Origin of the sequence: Nocardiopsis baichengensis YIM 90130 (genome assembly GCF_000341205.1) — a bacterium.
GTDB classification, from domain to species: domain Bacteria; phylum Actinomycetota; class Actinomycetes; order Streptosporangiales; family Streptosporangiaceae; genus Nocardiopsis_A; species Nocardiopsis_A halophila.
Genome location: NZ_ANAS01000004.1, coordinates 87,601 through 101,887, shown reverse-complemented (window position 1 = coordinate 101,887; position 14,287 = coordinate 87,601). Strand labels below are relative to the sequence as shown.

Here is a 14,287-nt window from a genome sequence, read left to right as displayed (position 1 = left end):
AAACCCCGCATTCCGTGCCCCCGATCCGTGGAAGGACACCGATGTCCCCACCCACCCAGCGCCGCACCCTGTGGCGGCGCTACCTGGAGTTTCCCCTGATCTGGAAGCTCGCCGCCGCCCTGGCCGCCGGCCTGGCCGCCGGCCTTGCCCTGAACGCGCTGCAGACCGGCGCCGGGTGGAACACCGACGCGGCCCGCCAGGTCCTGGAGGTCCTCGGCGAGATCTTCCTGCGCCTGCTGACGATGCTGGTCTTCCCCCTGATCATCAGCACCCTGATCGCGGGCGTCTCCTCGGTCACCCCGCAGCGCCTGGGGCGCATCGGCTTCAAGGTCTTCCTGTTCTACCTGGCCACCTCCGCCTTCGCGATCGCCATCGGCCTGCTCCTGGCGCTGGCCGTCTCCCCCGGCGCCGGCCTGGACCTGTCCGGCGTGCAGGGCGAGGACGCCGAGGCCGCCGACCGGCCCCCGCTCTCGGAGACGCTGCTCAACATCGTCCCCGACAACCCCTTCCAGGCCCTGGTCGAGGGCAACGTCCTGGCCATCATGCTCATGGCGATCGTCTTCGGCCTGGCCCTGACCTTCATGACCGGCAGCGACGACGAGCGCATCCGCGGACTGGGCCTGTTCCTGCGCCGCGGCGTGGACGGCGCCGTCGAACTGGTCTTCCTGGTCATCCGCGGCGTCCTGCAGTACGCCCCCGTCGGCGTCTTCGCGCTCATCGCCGGCGTCATGGCCGACACCGGCGCCGAGGCGATCCTGCCGCTGGCCAAGCTCACCGGCGTCGTCTACGTCGCCATCGCGCTGCAGATCGGCGTCTACGCGCTGCTGCTGCTCGCCTTCCGGGCCAACGTGCGCCGCTTCTTCGGCGCCGCCAAGGACCCCATGCTCACCGCCTTCGTCACCCGCTCCTCCAGCGGCACCCTGCCGGTCTCCACCCGGGCCGCCGAGAAGATGGGCGTGCACGAGGGCGTCTACGGCTTCAGCCTGCCCCTGGGCGCCACCATCAACATGGACGGCACCGCCATCTACGTGGGCGCGGCCACCGTCTTCGTCGCCAACATCGCCGGGGTCGAGCTGACCATCGGCCAGATCCTGACCGTGGTGGCGGTGGGCGTGCTCGCCTCGGTGGGCACCGCCGGGGTGCCCGGCGCCGGCCTGATCATGCTGTCGATGACGGTCACCTCCACCGGGCTGCCCATGGCACCGGTGGGCCTGGTCGCCGGCATCGACGCCATCCTCGACATGGCCCGCACCATGTGCAACGTCACCGGCGACCTGACCGGCACCCGCATCATCGCCGGGACGGAGAAGGGCATGCTGGCCGACCCCCACGACCCCCACGACCCCGACGACCCGGGCGCCGCCGGCGGCCCCGGCGCGCCGCAGGCCCCAGCGGCCGCCGCGGCACCGCCCGACACCCCCGACTGAGCCGGCGCCCCCGCGCCCGCGGCGGCCCCGGCGCGCCTCGCCCCGGGGCCGCCGCCGGCCCTCACGGCCCCCTCAGCTCCTTGGCGAGCTCGACGAACTCCAGATCCTCGCGCAGCGGGACGCCGAACCGCTCGTCGCCGTAGGGGAAGGGGGCGCGCTCACCGGTCAGCCCGTACCCGCGGCGCTCGTACCAGGAGATGAGGGCCTCGCGCTGGCGGATGACCATCATCGTCATGCGGCGGGCGCCCCAGTGCTCGACCGCGATCCGCTCGGCCTCGGCCAGGATCGCCGCGCCGAGCCCGCGCCCCTGGGCCGTGGGGCTGACCGAGAACATGCCGAAGTAGGCGTCGCCCCCCTGCTCCCCGCGCAGCTCACAGCAGGCCACCGGCCCACCGCCCGCATCCTGGGCCAGCAGCAGCAGGACGCCGGGCGAGGCCACCAGCTCGGCCACGCCCTCGGCGTCCACCCGCTGGCCCTCCAGCAGGTCGGCCTCGGTCGTCCAGCCCTTGCGCGCCTCATCGCCCCGGTAGGCGGAGTTGACCAGGGCCACGAGAGCCCCGACGTCGGCGGCCCCCGCCCGGCGCAGCTCGGCCCCGGCCACGCGAATACCCGTGCGCATGCCCACCCTCTCTCCCGCTCCCCGCGGCGCCCCCGGCACCCCGACACGTCGACCGGCCCATGCTACGACCGCCGGCGGCGCACGGCACCGGCGGACCCCGGACGGCCCGGCGGTCGGCTAGCCTGCCCCCTGTCGAACACCCCGCAGCGCCCGCGAGGAGGACCATGCCCCGCCCCCGCCCCCAGGCCCCCCGGTGAGCGGCGCCCCCGCCCGCGGGAGCGCCGCAGAGGTCTTCCGCGCCTTCCTCGCCCTGGGGCTGACCTCCTTCGGCGGACCCGTGGCGCACCTGGGCTACTTCCGCGAGGCCTTCGTGGTACGGCGCGGCTGGCTGGGCGAGCGCGAGTACGCCGACCTGGTCGCGCTGTGCCAGTTCCTGCCCGGCCCCGCCTCCAGCCAGGTCGGCATGGCCCTGGGGCTGCGCCGCGCCGGCTACGCCGGCATGGCGGCCGCCTGGACGGCCTTCACCCTGCCCTCGGCCGCCCTCATGGTCGCCTTCGCCCTGGGCGCCCAGGCCCTGGAGCCCGGACCCGGCGCCGGGTGGCTGCTGGGCCTCAAGGCCGCCGCCGTGGCGGTGGTCGCCCACGCGCTGGCCGGAATGGCCGCCGGCCTGGCCGGCGGGGGGCGCCGGGCCGCCCTCGCCCTGGCCGCGATGGTCCTGGTCCTGCTGCTGCCCTCGGCCCTGAGCCAGGTGGCGGCCATCGCCGCCGGCGCCGCCGCGGGCCTGGTCCTGCTGCGCGGCCCCGGCGCCGACCGCGACGACCAGAGCGGACAGGACGAGGAGGACGGGACCGAGGAGGCGGGCGGGCGCGCCCCGGCCGCCGCCCCCGCGCGCCGCCGCACCGCACCGGCCTTCCTGGCCGCCTTCGCCGCCCTGCTGGCCGCCCTGCCCGCGCTCGCCGCCCTCTTCCCCTCCACCGCCCTGGGACTGGCCGACGGCTTCTACCGGGCCGGGGCGCTGGTCTTCGGCGGCGGCCACGTGGTGCTGCCCCTGCTGCAGACCGAGGTCGTGGGCTCGGGCGCGGTGGACCGCGAGTCCTTCCTGGCCGGCTACGGCGCCGCCCAGGCGGTGCCCGGACCGCTGTTCACCTTCGCCGCCTACCTGGGGGCGCTGGTCCCGGTCGGCGGCAGCCCGCTGCTGGGGGCGGCGGTGGCCCTGGCCGCGGTCTTCACCCCCTCCGCGCTGCTGGTCGCCGGCGCCCTGCCCTACTGGGAGCGCCTGCGCGCCGACGCCCGCACCCGCGCCGCCCTGGCCGGGGCGGGCGCGGCCGTGGTGGGCGTCCTGGCCGCGGCCCTGTACGACCCGGTGTTCACCGAAGGGGTGACCTCCCCGGCGACGATGGCGGTCGCCGCGGCGGCCTTCACGGCCCTGTCGGTCTGGCGCGCCCCGGCCTGGGCCGTGGTGGCCGCCGCCGGGGCGGCGGGCCTCCTCCTGCTCTGAGGCCGCTACCCCTGCCCCGCCTCGCCCCCCGCCCCGTACAGGCCGGCCAGCTCCGCGGCCCCCTCGGCCATCACCCGGCGCGCGGCCCGCGGCGCCCGCACCCGCACGTCGGCGCCGAACTGCAGGAGCTGGCGCGCGGCCCGCACCTCGGGGTAGGCCAGCACCGCCTCGCACCACTGCCGGCCCGCCTCGGGCCGGGGCGGCTCGACCAGGAAGGGGCCCACGATGCGGGTGAACAGCCCCGCCTTGGACGCGCGCACCGCCACGCGCACCCGCACCCCCTCCGGGCGGCGCTCCACCTCCTCGCGCAGCCCCTCCCACACCGCCACCGGATCCTGCCCGGGGCGCCTGCGCACCGGCTCCTGCAGCTCCCGGGCCCACAGCACGCGGTCGGCGCGGAACAGGCGCGGCTCCCCCTCCACGTCGGCCACCAGGTACCAGATGCCGGCCTTGGCCACCAGCGCGTAGGGGTCGGCGGTGTACTCGGCCTCGCGGCCGCCGCCGTGCCGGTAGCCCAGGCGCAGCCGCCGGTCGCCGAAGAGCGCCCCCTGCAGCACGCGCAGGTCGGCGTCGGCCCGCGCGCCGCTGCGCCAGCGCCCGGCCTCCACGATGACGCGCCGGCTCATCTGCTCGGCGGCCGGGCGGTGCGGGGCCGGGAGGGCCGCCATCACCTTGCGCAGCGCCGAACCGAGCGCCCCCTCCAGCCCCAGCGCGCCGTGCGCGCCCCCGGAGGCCAGCACGAACAGGGCCTGGGCCTCCGGGGCGGTCAGCCCGCTGACGTCGGTGCGAAAACCCGGCAGCAGCGCGATGCCGCCGCGGCGCCCGCGCTCGGCGTAGACCGGCACGCCGGCGGCCGAGAGCGCCTCGACGTCGCGGTACACCGTGCGCACCGACACCTCCAGGCGCTCGGCCAGCTCGGCGGCGGTGACACGGGACCGGGTCTGCAACAGCAGCAGGATCGACAGCAACCGGTCGGACTTCATGCCCCCATGATGGCCCGAAAACATGACGGAAGCTGTCAAGTTTGCCCGGAATGCTCCCCCCGTCAGCCGGAGCCCCGAAGGCGGGGCGCCGGACCGCAACACCGAAGGGACGGGCATGAGCCAGACGACCACCACCACCGACACGCCGGACCACCGGGCGCGGGCGCTGGCCGCGGCGGTGCAGGGGCCGGTCCTCATCGCCGGGGACGAGGGCTTCGACGCCGAGTGCGCCAACTTCCAGACCTCCCAGCCGCACCGGCCCCGCCTGGCCGTGGGGGCGGCACGCCCCGAGGACGTGCGCCTGGCCGTCTCCTTCGCCGCCGAGCACGGGCTCACGGCCGCCGTGCAGGGCACCGGGCACGGCCCCGGCCGGCCCGCAGAAGGGGGCGTGCTCATCACCACGCACCGCATGGCCCGGGTCGGCATCGACCCGCACCGGCGCACCGCCCGCATCCGGGCCGGCGCCCGCGGGGGCGCCGTGGCACGGGCCGCGGCCGAGCACGGCCTGGCACCGCTGGGCGGGTCGGCCCCGCACGTGGGAGCGGTGGGCTACCTGCTGGGCGGCGGCCTGCCCCTGCTCGGGCGGACCTTCGGCTGGGCCGCCGACCGGGTGCGCCGGCTGCAGGTCGTCACCGCCCAGGGGCGCCTGCGCACCCTGACCCCCCGGGACGAGCCCGCACTGGTGCGCGGGCTGCTGGGCGGCCGCGGCGCACTGGCGGCCGTGACCGAGGTGGAGACCGAACTGGTGGAACTGGAGCGCCTCTTCGGCGGCGGCCTCTACCTCGACGCCGCCGACCCCGCCGCCGCCTTGGGCGCCTACACCGCCTGGACGCGGGACCTGCCGCCCGAGATGAACTCCTCGGCCGCGCTGATCCCCGTCCCCGACGCCCCCGGGGTCCCCGAGGCGATCACCGGGCGCACCGTCATGCACCTGCGCGTCGCCTACACCGGGCCCGCCCAGCGCGGACGGGACCTGGTGCGGCGCCTCGAGGCCGGGCCCGTGCTCATGGGCGAACTGACGGACATGCCCGCCTGCGAGTCCGGCAGCGTGCACGGCGAACCGGACACCCCCGTGGCCTGGTTCGGGGACACCGCGCTCGTGCGGGACCTGCCGCACCGGGCGCTGGGCGCACTGGCACGCGCCGCCGAGCCGGGGCCGGGCGCGCCGCTCATCGCCGAAGTGCGCCACATGGGCGGAGCGCTGGCCGCAGACGGGCAGGCGATGGTCGGCCACCGCCAGGCGGCCTACTTCACCAACGTGCTGACCATGCCCGGCGCCGAGGTCGACCCCGAGGCGGCGCGCCGCGTGCGCGAGACCGCCTCCGCGCTGGCGCCCTGGTCGCTGGGCCGCCTGCCCACCTTCCTGCCCAGCGGGCCGCACAGCACCCCCGAGGTGGTGCGCAGCGCCTACCCCGCCCAGGACCTCGACCTGCTCCGGCGCCTGAAGGCCGAGCACGACCCCACCGACGTGTTCGCCTTCGGCCACCGCCTGGACTGAGGCCCGCCCGGGGCGGAGCCGCACGCCGGGCTCCGCCCCTGCTCATCGAACCCGCGCACGGGGGGCGGGGGCCATCGGCCGGCACAGAGCCGATGAGGGGTGAGGACCACCGCCCTCCCCGCGGGCCGCGGCGACCGACGTGATCGACACCGCCCCGGATGCGACGACGGACCCGGGCACGCACCCCGATGGGCGCGCCCCTCACCGCCACCGGTCCACGGCCCACAGCACCGCCACCCCCAGGGCCGACGCCGCCCCCAGCGCCACCACGCCGTTCCACCCCCACGCGCCCCACAGGCTCCCGGCCAGCGCCGCCCCCAGCGCCCCGCCGGCGAAGAACGCGGTCATGAACACCGAGTTCATCCGGTTGCGCACCTCGGGCCGCAGCGCGTACAGCACGTTCTGGGAGCTGTTGAGCACCAGCTGCTGGCCCACGTCGGCCAGCAGCAGCCCCGCCACCAGCAGCGGCAGCGCCCCGGCCGCGCCCGCCAGCACCGCCCAGGCCCCCGCGACCGCCGCCGCACCGGCCGCGGTCACCCCGCGCACGTGCCCGCGGTCGGCCAGGCGCCCGGCGACCTGCACGGCCACCGGGCCGGCGGCCGCCAGCAGCCCGAACAGGCCGATGGCCGTGGTCGACCAGCCGTAGGCCGGGCCGCCCAGCAGCAGCGCCAGCCCCGTCCACAGCCCCATGTACCCCGCAGCCGAGAGCGCCGCCATGCCCGCGCGGCGCCGCAGCACCGGCTCGGCCGCCATGAGCCCCAGCGTGGAGGCCAGCAGCGCCGGGTAGCCGGGGCGCCCTCCCGCCGGCACCGGCGGGTGCGAGCGCGGCATGGCCAGGCGCAGGGCCGCCGCGGCCGCCGCCAGCAGGGCCGCGGCCGCCCAGTAGGGCGCCGTCCACCCCCCGGCCTCGGCCAGCGCCCCGGAGGCCACGCGCGCCGCCAGCACACCGGTCAGCAGGCCCGACATCATCGCCGCCACCACGCGCCCCCGGTCCCGCGGCGCGGCCATCCCCGCGCCGGTGCCCACCAGCACCTGCGCGGCGGCCGAGGCGAAGGCGGTGGCCGCGGTGGTGGCCAGCAGCACCGGCAGCGAGGGCGCCGCGGCCGAGGCGGCCAGGCCCGCGGCGGCGGCCGCCAGCAGCGCGCAGGCCAGCCGGCGCCGCTCGACGATGTCGGCCAGCGGCACCACCAGCAGCAGCCCGGCCCCGTAGCCGGCCTGGGCGGCGGTGACGATGAGCGCGGCCGCCGCCGGGGCGGCGCCCAGCGCGCCGGAGACGCGCTCCAGCAGCGGGTGGGCCAGGTAGTTCCCGGCCACGGCCAGGCCGGTGGCGGCCGACATCAGGAACAGCAGTGCGCGGCCGATGCCGGGGGCGGGCGGCTCGGCCCCGGACGGGTGCGCGGGCGGGGCCGCGCGCAGGGGTGTCGTCGTCATGGCCCCAGCGTCGGCCCGCCCCGGCCGATCTGTCCAACACATTGTTCTCATCCGATCGATGAACGACTACGATCAACGGTGTGGATCTGCAGCAGATGCGCTACGTCATCGCCGTCGCCGAGGAGCGCAACTTCACCCGGGCCGCCGAGCGGTGCCGGGTCGTCCAGTCCGCCCTGAGCCACCAGATCGCCCGCCTGGAGCGGGAGCTGGGGACCCGGCTGTTCGAGCGCACCAGCCGCCGCGTGCGCCCCACCCCGGCCGGCGAGGCGTTCCTGCCCGCCGCCCGCCAGGCCCTGGAGGCCGCCGAGCGCGCCCGCGCCGAGGCCGGCGCCGCCGCCGGCGAGGTCCGGGGCAGGCTGCGCCTGGGGGCGGTCCCCACCGTCACCGCCGTGGACCTGCCCGCACTGCTGGGGCGCTTCCGCCAGCGCTACCCCGGGGCCGGGGTGGCGCTGCGCACCATCGGCAGCGAGCTGATGATCGAGCAGGTACGCCGGGGCGAGCTCGACGCCGCCCTGCTGGGGGTGCTGCCCGACGTGCAGGTCCCGGGCCTGCGCATGCGCGAGTTGGCGACCAACCGGCTCGCGGCCATCGCCGCCCCGCACCACCCCCTGGCCGGGCGCGACCACGTGGGCCTGCGCGAGCTGGCCGCCGAGGTGTTCGTCGACTTCCCCGAGGGATCCGCCGGGCGCGCCCAGTCCGACCAGGCCTTCACCGCCGCCGGGCTGCACCGCGAGGTCGCCTTCGAGGTGTCGGGGGCCGACACGATGGTGCGCCTGGTCCGCGAGGGCCTGGGGGTGGGGATGCTGCCCGAGCCCTTCGTCCCCGGACTGGAGGGCGTTCGGGCGGTACCGGTGGGCGACGCCCCCGTCAGGGCCGAGCGCCTGGTGTGGGGGCCGCTGCCGCCCTCCCCTGCCGCGGCCGCGTTCCTGGCGCTGCTGGAGGAGTCCCTCGGCGGCGACGGCGCCCCGCACTAGGGTCGCGGTCGCCGCCTCCGAGCACCCGGCGGGCCGGGCGCCGCCTCACCCGCGGGCCGCCCGGCCCGGGCCCGCGAGCTCCACCAGCGCGCGCTCGCCCTCGGCCCAATCGTGCACCTCGACCTCGTCGCCCACCGCGATCGGCCCCGGCTCCAGGACCGCGAACTTGGCGCCGAACACCACACCGCCCTCGGCCCACCGGCGGTAGGAGGCCAGCGTCCGCAGCGGCTCGGGGCCCGCCTTCTCGCCGGTGTCCTGGTCCACCGTGGTCACCGCGCAGCGCTTGCACGGCTTGGAGAAGCCCAGCCCGGTGCCGCCGATGCGCATGGTGAGCACGCCGTCCTCGGTGTGCGGCTCGGGCCAGCCCGAGACCACGATGTTGGGGCGGAAGCGGTCCATGGGCAGCGCCGGCGCCCCGGCCTCGGCCAGGCGCCCGTTGAGCAGGTCCAGCGAGGACAGCGACAGCACCAGCGCCGAGGAGCTGTCGGCGAAGGCGCTGGTCCCGGTGAAGCGCCCCGTGACCACGCGGTCGTGCCCGGGGGCCACGCGCACCAGGCGGCTCGGCTCGCCCAGGACCCCGGTGAGCCAGCGCGCGGCCCCCTCGCCCTGGTCGACGGCCTCGAAGGGCCGCCCGTGCATGGTGGCACCGCTGCGCGGCCCCTCGGCCCGGACCGGCACCCGCACCGGCGCGGCGCCCGGCGCATCCAGGAGCAGGAGCCGCCCGCCCTCCTCCACGCCCGGGCGGATGAGCGCCAGGCGCGGGCTCCCGCGCTGGCTGCGGAAGGCCCCCTCCTCATCGACCACCATGAACGCCCGGTCGTGGGGCAGCCCGGCCGGGGCGGACACGGCCCGCTCCAGCGGCGTGCCCGCGCAGCCATTGACGGGATAACTGATCAGTGCGGCGACTCGCGGCATGGCGACGACGCTACCGGGCCCGCGCACCGCCCGCGGACCGCCCCTTCCCACCGGAGGGCCGGACGTGCCATGCTGGAATTGGGCAGCCGCCCAAGGCGAGTGCCCGGAACGAACGACCAAGGAGGACCGGCCGTGGCCACCAGCGCCGAACGCGGACACCACGTCCGCACCCGACTCCTGCACGCCGCCGCCGAGCTCGTCGCCGAACAGGGCTGGAACGCGGTCAGCACCCGCATGGTCGCCGAACGCGCAGGCGTGGGCCCCGGCCTGGTGCACTACCACTTCGCCTCCCTGCCCGCCCTGCTCACCGAAGCCGCCCTGCAGGTCATGGAGAACGTCGTCGACAGCGCCGCCGACGCCCTGGACCGGGCCCGCACCGCCCCCCAGGCCCTGGACCTGCTCCTGGCCGACCTGGACCACTACCCCGGCGACGACCCCGCCTCCCGCCTGATCAGCGAAGCCATGCTCACCGCCACCCGGAACCAGGCCCTGCGCACCGCCATGGCCGACCTGCTCGACCGGTTCCGCACCCGGCTCACCGACCGGCTGCAGGCCCAGGGCGTGCCCGATCCCCGCCGCACCGCCGCCGTCCTGGCCGCCGCCGTCGACGGCATGATGCTCCACCGCACCCTGGACCCCGCCCTCACCTCCGCCGCCGTCACCCCCGTCCTGACCCGCCTCATCCCCACCGACCCCACCGCACAGCAGGGACCGCAAGAACCGGAAGGACACCGATGAAAGCCCTCATCAGCGGCGCCGGAATCGCCGGACTCGCCGCCGCCCACCGCCTGGCCCACCACGGCTGGCAGGTCACCGTCCTGGACAAGGCCCCCGGCCCGCGCCCCCAGGGCTTCATGATCGACTTCTTCGGCCCCGGCCACGACGCCGCCCGCACCATGGGCCTGCTGCCCGCCATCGAACAGGCCGGCCACCGCTTCCGCGACGCCGCCTTCGTCGACGAACACGGCCGCGTCCGCGCCACCGCCCCCTTCTCCGCCTTCGCCCAGGCCACCGGCGGCCTGATCTCCATCCTGCGCCCCGACCTCGAACACGTCCTGCGCCAGGCCCTGCCCGAAACCGTCGAACTGCGCTACGGCGCCCGCGTCACCGGCGCCCGCACCGCCCCCGACGGCGCCGCCGCCCGCCTCCACGACGGCACCGACCTGGAAGCCGACCTGCTCATCGGCGCCGACGGCATCCACTCCCCCGTCCGCCGCGCCCTGTTCGGCGACACCCCCGACCACCTGCGCCACCTGGGCTTCCACACCGCCGCCTACACCTTCCACGACCCCCACGTCCACGAACACGTCCGCGACCGCTTCTTCCTCACCGACACCACCGGCGCCCAGATGGGCCTGTACGGACTCGGCAACGGACTCATCGCCGCCTTCATCGTCTTCCGCACCCAGGACACCCACCTGCCCCACGACCCCCGCGCCGCCCTGCGCAGCGCCTGCTCCGGCCTGGGATGGCTCGTCCCCCGCGCACTGCGGGCCTGCCCCGAACCCGACCGCATCTACTACGACCACGTCGCCCAGACCCACGTGCCCTCCTGGTCCAGCGGACGCGCCGTCCTGGTGGGCGACTCCGCCTACGCCGTCTCCCTGCTCGCCGGACAGGGCGCCTCCCTGGCCGTCGGCGGCGCCTACACCCTGGCCGAGCACCTGGCCCGCGCCGCCACCCCCGAACTCGGCCTGGCCGCCTACGAACGCGCCTGGCGCCCCGTGGCCGAACAGCGCCGCCGCGCCGCCCTGCGCACCGCCCACTGGTTCCTGCCCCGCTCCCGCACCCGCCTGCACGCCCGCCGCCTGATGCTGGGCCTGCTCGCCCTGCCCGGCACCGGCCGCCTCATGACCCGCATGCTCACCGGCAAACCCGCCGCACACGTCCCCGCCGCCCCCTGAAAGGAACCCCCCGAATGCAAGGGATCGACATCAGCACCGACCCCGCCCGCACGACCCCGCCCGCACCGACCGCCCATGGCCCTGGCGCACACTGACCACAGCACCGGACCACGACCGGGCGCATGGTCGGCTTCGCCCGCACCGCCTCCGACGGCGCCGCCCTGGCCTACCTCGCCGACGTCTACGCCGACCCCTCAGCACGCGGCCGGGGACTGGGCCGCGCCATCCTCACCGAGATGACCGACAACGGCCCCGGGCGCGACTTCCGGCGGATGCTGCACACCGAGGACGCCCACGGCCTCCACGCCGAATACGGCTCCGCCGCCCCCGACACCACCTGCATGGAGCACCGCCCCCGCCTGCCCCACGTGCCCCCGCGCATCACCGGGCCCGCTTGACCGCGTACAGCGACCACTCTGCCGACCGGACCGCCAACCCCTCCCGCCCGGCCGCCCGCAGGTACCGCTCGGCATACCCCGGCCCCCGCAGGCGCTCACGCTCACACCACCCGGACCCCGCCAGCACCGCACCCACCCGGCCGGCCTCCGCCCCCGGCCCGCCCCACAGCACCAGCCCGCTGCCCGGCGCCGCCGACTCCAGAACCCCCAGCACCGCCCCCGCACGGCCCGGCCGCCGCGCCGCCCCCTCCCACACGAACAGCGCCGAACGGTCCGACCGGTACCCGGCCGCCTCCAGCCCCGCGGCCAACGACCGCGCATCGGCCCCCACCGCCACCAGCCGCAGCCCCACCGGCACCCGCCCCAGGGCCCGCTTCAACCGCAGGCGCTTGCGCACCACCGCCCCGGGCCCGTCCACCTCGAACGCGGGCACCCCCGCCGGCACCACCAGACGGCACGCCCGGGTGTCCAGTCCCGCCCCCAGCACCACCACCTGGCCGATCCCCTCGGCCACCGCCCGGGCCACCACGTCATCGCCGAAACGCCGGCGGCACAGCGCCGCCGCCCACACCCCCGGGGCCCGCCGCTCCCCCGCACGCACCGCCCACGCCCGCACCGCCCCCACACGGCACGCCCCCACCGCCAACCGGGCCCCGCGCGGCAGCAGCCGCAGCACCAGCCGGTCGTGCACCACCCGCTCCTGCGTGGGCAGGCACTGGTCGACCGCCGCGATCACCATCGGCCCCAGAGCCCGGGCCCGCGCGGCCCCCCACCGGTCCATCGCCACCAGCCCCTCCCCGGGGCGCCCCGCCCCGCAGGCACAGGATTCCCCCGACCGGCCCGAACGATGCCCCAGCGCCCAGCCCCTCAGGCCGCCGCGGTCCGCTCGGCCCACGCGCCCAGCCGTGCGAAGTCCTCCTCCCCCAACCCCCGCGCCGGATCGACCCGCACCACCAGGAACGGCGCCGGATGCCGCGCCTCCAGCCAGCGGCGGTCGGCCTCGCCCGGCTCGTCGTCGACCCAGGCGAAGGCCCGCTCCCCCGCCCAGGCCGACAGCGCCCGCGTCTTCCAGTGCAGCCCGCCCGAACCCCCCGCACGCGCGGCCGGCCACTCCACCACCGGCAGCTCCGGCAGGCCCAGCCGCGGCCCGATCCAGGTGTTGGCGTCGTGCTCCCACGTGGTCGCCCACACCGGCTCCATCGGCAGCCCCAGCAACCGCGGACCGATCCCGGGATCCAGCCGAACCGTCAGCGGCCGCACCCGATCGGCGGGCACGCCCGGATGCTGCCGCAGCCAGGACGCGGGCTTCATCCGGTGACTGGCGTACCCCCGAGGCCCCGGAAAAGGGCACCGGAAAGGGTTCAGCGGACCATCGACGTCGAGGAACAGCAAAGGCGGACGGCTCACGGGAACAGGGGCCTCTCACGGGGGATCAAGGGACGGGGCGCCCCAGGCACCGACCACCCTAGAACCCGCTCAGCCCCCCGGCTCGGTCCCCCGGTAGGTACCGAACGTGAACGTATTGCCCTCAGGATCGACCACCGTCACGTTGCGCGACCCGTAATCGGTATCGACCGGCCCTTCCACGACTCGGGCCCCGCCGGCCACCGCACGCGCATGCACCCGGTCGGGGTCGGCCGTGACCACGTACACCCACCCCGAGACCGCCTCCTCCTTGGTCCCGAACATCAGCCCCCCGCCCTCGGGCCAGCGGACCTCGCCGTGCACGACGCCCCCGGCCCCGCGCACGGTCAAGGCCTCCGAGAACCCCAGGACCCCGGTCAAGAACTCCAGCGCGCCCTCGGCGTCCCGATACCCCAGGCACGGCCACACCCCGGGCCCCGCACCGCCTCCGGCCATCTGCTCATCACTCATGCCCTCACCCTGCCCCCTCGGACACCGCCCCGTCTTGAAGGAATGGGAGCTCCTGGCGTACCCACCGGGCCGGGGTGCACCCGGCCAGGGAGCGCCAGTCGTTGGTCATATGCGCCTGGTCGGCGTACCCGCACTCGGCCGCCACCCGCGACAGCGGCCCCAGCCCGGCGCGAAGCGCACGCGAACTGCGCTCGAACCGCGCCAGACGGGCCGCCTGCTTCGGCGACAGGCCCACCTCCGAACCGAACCGCTGGGCCAGGTGGCGCCTGCTCCACCCCACACCGTCGGCCGCCTCCTGCACCCGCGCCCCGCCGCGCAGCAGCCGCCAGGCCTGCACCACCTCAGCCGGAACCGCACCGCCCGGCCCGGAACCGCCCCCCTCCTCCAGCCCCCGCAGCAGAGCCCCCTCCACCACCGCGAAGACCTCCCGACCGCCCCCGGCCTCCGCCGCCCGCTCGGCCAGCCCCCGCAGCCACGGCACCCCCAGGTCCTCCACCGCCACCGTCGCCCCCGCCAGCTCGGCCGAGCCCGCGCCCAACAGCGCCCGCGCCGCCAAAGGGTGCACCGCCACCTGCACACCCCGCCCTAGCCCCCGGCGGCCCAGCACCACCGGCTCCATGTGCAGCCCGCCCACCGCCGCCTGCAAACGCACCGGCCCCCGCTCGGCCCCCGGACCGCCCAACAGCTCCAGCGGCCCGCCCAACGACACCACCACCGTCACCCACCCCGAAGGCAAACCCAGATGCACCGGCGGCACATCCGCCCCATGCGCATAACCCACATACGGCGCCACGAGCCCCTCCAGCGCCCGATGGGGCCGCACCA

General features: G+C 77.0%; 15 protein-coding genes. 7 read left to right on the top strand and 8 right to left on the bottom strand.

Going from position 1 to position 14,287, the window contains the following annotated elements:
• The first annotated feature begins 41 nt into the window (after window positions 1-41).
• Complete coding sequence (locus tag C892_RS0101660; RefSeq protein WP_017555763.1) at window positions 42-1,427, top strand: dicarboxylate/amino acid:cation symporter; 1,386 nt, start codon at window positions 42-44, stop codon at window positions 1,425-1,427.
• Between the two features lie 61 nt (window positions 1,428-1,488).
• Here C892_RS0101660 and C892_RS0101655 read toward each other — a convergent pair whose 3' ends face one another.
• Window positions 1,489-2,046 (bottom strand): GNAT family N-acetyltransferase, encoded by a 558-nt coding sequence (locus C892_RS0101655; protein WP_040685214.1) that lies wholly within the window; start codon window positions 2,044-2,046, stop codon window positions 1,489-1,491.
• 193 nt (window positions 2,047-2,239) lie between these two features.
• On the opposite strand from C892_RS0101655, the gene chrA reads away from it, so the two are divergent.
• Window positions 2,240-3,484: a chromate efflux transporter gene (gene chrA / locus C892_RS0101650; protein ID WP_017555761.1), complete on the top strand. Its 1,245-nt coding sequence runs from the start codon at window positions 2,240-2,242 to the stop codon at window positions 3,482-3,484.
• A gap of 5 nt (window positions 3,485-3,489) precedes the next feature.
• On the opposite strand, the gene C892_RS0101645 is transcribed toward chrA, so the two are convergent.
• A complete protein-coding gene (locus C892_RS0101645) occupies window positions 3,490-4,467 on the bottom strand; it encodes a helix-turn-helix transcriptional regulator (RefSeq protein WP_026124073.1) in 978 nt (325 codons plus the stop codon).
• A 115-nt stretch (window positions 4,468-4,582) separates the two neighbouring features.
• Here C892_RS0101645 and C892_RS0101640 point away from each other — a divergent pair, with 115 nt between their 5' ends.
• On the top strand, window positions 4,583-5,965 hold the full coding sequence (locus C892_RS0101640) for an FAD-binding protein (RefSeq protein WP_017555759.1): 1,383 nt from the start codon (window positions 4,583-4,585) through the stop codon (window positions 5,963-5,965).
• A 201-nt stretch (window positions 5,966-6,166) separates the two neighbouring features.
• On the opposite strand, the gene C892_RS32505 is transcribed toward C892_RS0101640, so the two are convergent.
• A complete protein-coding gene (locus C892_RS32505; protein ID WP_017555758.1) occupies window positions 6,167-7,396 on the bottom strand; it encodes an MFS transporter in 1,230 nt (409 codons plus the stop codon).
• Between the two features lie 80 nt (window positions 7,397-7,476).
• Here C892_RS32505 and C892_RS0101630 point away from each other — a divergent pair, with 80 nt between their 5' ends.
• A complete protein-coding gene (locus C892_RS0101630) occupies window positions 7,477-8,370 on the top strand; it encodes a LysR family transcriptional regulator (RefSeq protein WP_017555757.1) in 894 nt (297 codons plus the stop codon).
• Between the two features lie 45 nt (window positions 8,371-8,415).
• On the opposite strand, the gene C892_RS0101625 is transcribed toward C892_RS0101630, so the two are convergent.
• A complete protein-coding gene (locus C892_RS0101625) occupies window positions 8,416-9,285 on the bottom strand; it encodes an MOSC domain-containing protein (protein ID WP_083934299.1) in 870 nt (289 codons plus the stop codon).
• A 132-nt stretch (window positions 9,286-9,417) separates the two neighbouring features.
• Here C892_RS0101625 and C892_RS0101620 point away from each other — a divergent pair, with 132 nt between their 5' ends.
• The 3 genes from C892_RS0101620 to C892_RS28350 all read left to right on the top strand — a co-directional run bounded on the left by C892_RS0101620 (window position 9,418) and on the right by C892_RS28350 (window position 11,587).
• Complete coding sequence (locus C892_RS0101620) at window positions 9,418-10,023, top strand: TetR/AcrR family transcriptional regulator (protein WP_017555755.1); 606 nt, start codon at window positions 9,418-9,420, stop codon at window positions 10,021-10,023.
• Window positions 10,020-11,189 carry an FAD-dependent monooxygenase gene (locus tag C892_RS0101615; RefSeq protein ID WP_017555754.1) on the top strand — a complete coding sequence of 390 codons (1,170 nt, stop codon included), beginning with the start codon at window positions 10,020-10,022 and terminating at the stop codon, window positions 11,187-11,189. The genes C892_RS0101620 and C892_RS0101615 overlap by 4 nt, the downstream gene beginning before the upstream one ends.
• A gap of 122 nt (window positions 11,190-11,311) precedes the next feature.
• Window positions 11,312-11,587 (top strand): GNAT family N-acetyltransferase, encoded by a 276-nt coding sequence (locus C892_RS28350; protein WP_017555753.1) that lies wholly within the window; start codon window positions 11,312-11,314, stop codon window positions 11,585-11,587.
• Here C892_RS28350 and C892_RS32500 read toward each other — a convergent pair.
• From C892_RS32500 to C892_RS0101590, 4 genes are all read right to left on the bottom strand, one after another.
• Window positions 11,571-12,368 carry a class I SAM-dependent methyltransferase gene (locus C892_RS32500; RefSeq protein WP_040685228.1) on the bottom strand — a complete coding sequence of 266 codons (798 nt, stop codon included), beginning with the start codon at window positions 12,366-12,368 and terminating at the stop codon, window positions 11,571-11,573. The genes C892_RS28350 and C892_RS32500 overlap by 17 nt on opposite strands.
• Window positions 12,369-12,454: 86 nt before the next feature.
• On the bottom strand, window positions 12,455-12,862 hold the full coding sequence (locus C892_RS31980) for a hypothetical protein (protein ID WP_239647225.1): 408 nt from the start codon (window positions 12,860-12,862) through the stop codon (window positions 12,455-12,457).
• Between the two features lie 201 nt (window positions 12,863-13,063).
• Entirely contained in the window at window positions 13,064-13,462 is a 399-nt protein-coding gene (locus tag C892_RS0101595; RefSeq protein WP_017555750.1) for a VOC family protein, read from the bottom strand.
• A 4-nt stretch (window positions 13,463-13,466) separates the two neighbouring features.
• On the bottom strand, window positions 13,467-14,177 hold the full coding sequence (locus C892_RS0101590; RefSeq protein ID WP_239647224.1) for a helix-turn-helix domain-containing protein: 711 nt from the start codon (window positions 14,175-14,177) through the stop codon (window positions 13,467-13,469).
• Window positions 14,178-14,287: the final 110 nt, after the last annotated feature.

Bases quoted from the DNA above. Each gene is read 5' to 3' on its own strand.
- C892_RS0101625 (WP_083934299.1), bottom strand. From the start codon at position 9,285: ATGCCGCGAGTCGCCGCACTGATCAGTTATCCCGTCAATGGCTGCGCG.
- C892_RS0101645 (WP_026124073.1), bottom strand. From the start codon at position 4,467: ATGAAGTCCGACCGGTTGCTGTCGATCCTGCTGCTGTTGCAGACCCGG.
- C892_RS0101615 (WP_017555754.1), top strand. From the start codon at position 10,020: ATGAAAGCCCTCATCAGCGGCGCCGGAATCGCCGGACTCGCCGCCGCC.
- C892_RS0101595 (WP_017555750.1), bottom strand. From the start codon at position 13,462: ATGAGTGATGAGCAGATGGCCGGAGGCGGTGCGGGGCCCGGGGTGTGG.
- C892_RS28350 (WP_017555753.1), top strand. From the start codon at position 11,312: ATGGTCGGCTTCGCCCGCACCGCCTCCGACGGCGCCGCCCTGGCCTAC.
- C892_RS0101660 (WP_017555763.1), top strand. From the start codon at position 42: ATGTCCCCACCCACCCAGCGCCGCACCCTGTGGCGGCGCTACCTGGAG.
- C892_RS0101655 (WP_040685214.1), bottom strand. From the start codon at position 2,046: ATGCGCACGGGTATTCGCGTGGCCGGGGCCGAGCTGCGCCGGGCGGGG.
- C892_RS32505 (WP_017555758.1), bottom strand. From the start codon at position 7,396: ATGACGACGACACCCCTGCGCGCGGCCCCGCCCGCGCACCCGTCCGGG.
- C892_RS32500 (WP_040685228.1), bottom strand. From the start codon at position 12,368: ATGGACCGGTGGGGGGCCGCGCGGGCCCGGGCTCTGGGGCCGATGGTG.
- C892_RS0101640 (WP_017555759.1), top strand. From the start codon at position 4,583: ATGAGCCAGACGACCACCACCACCGACACGCCGGACCACCGGGCGCGG.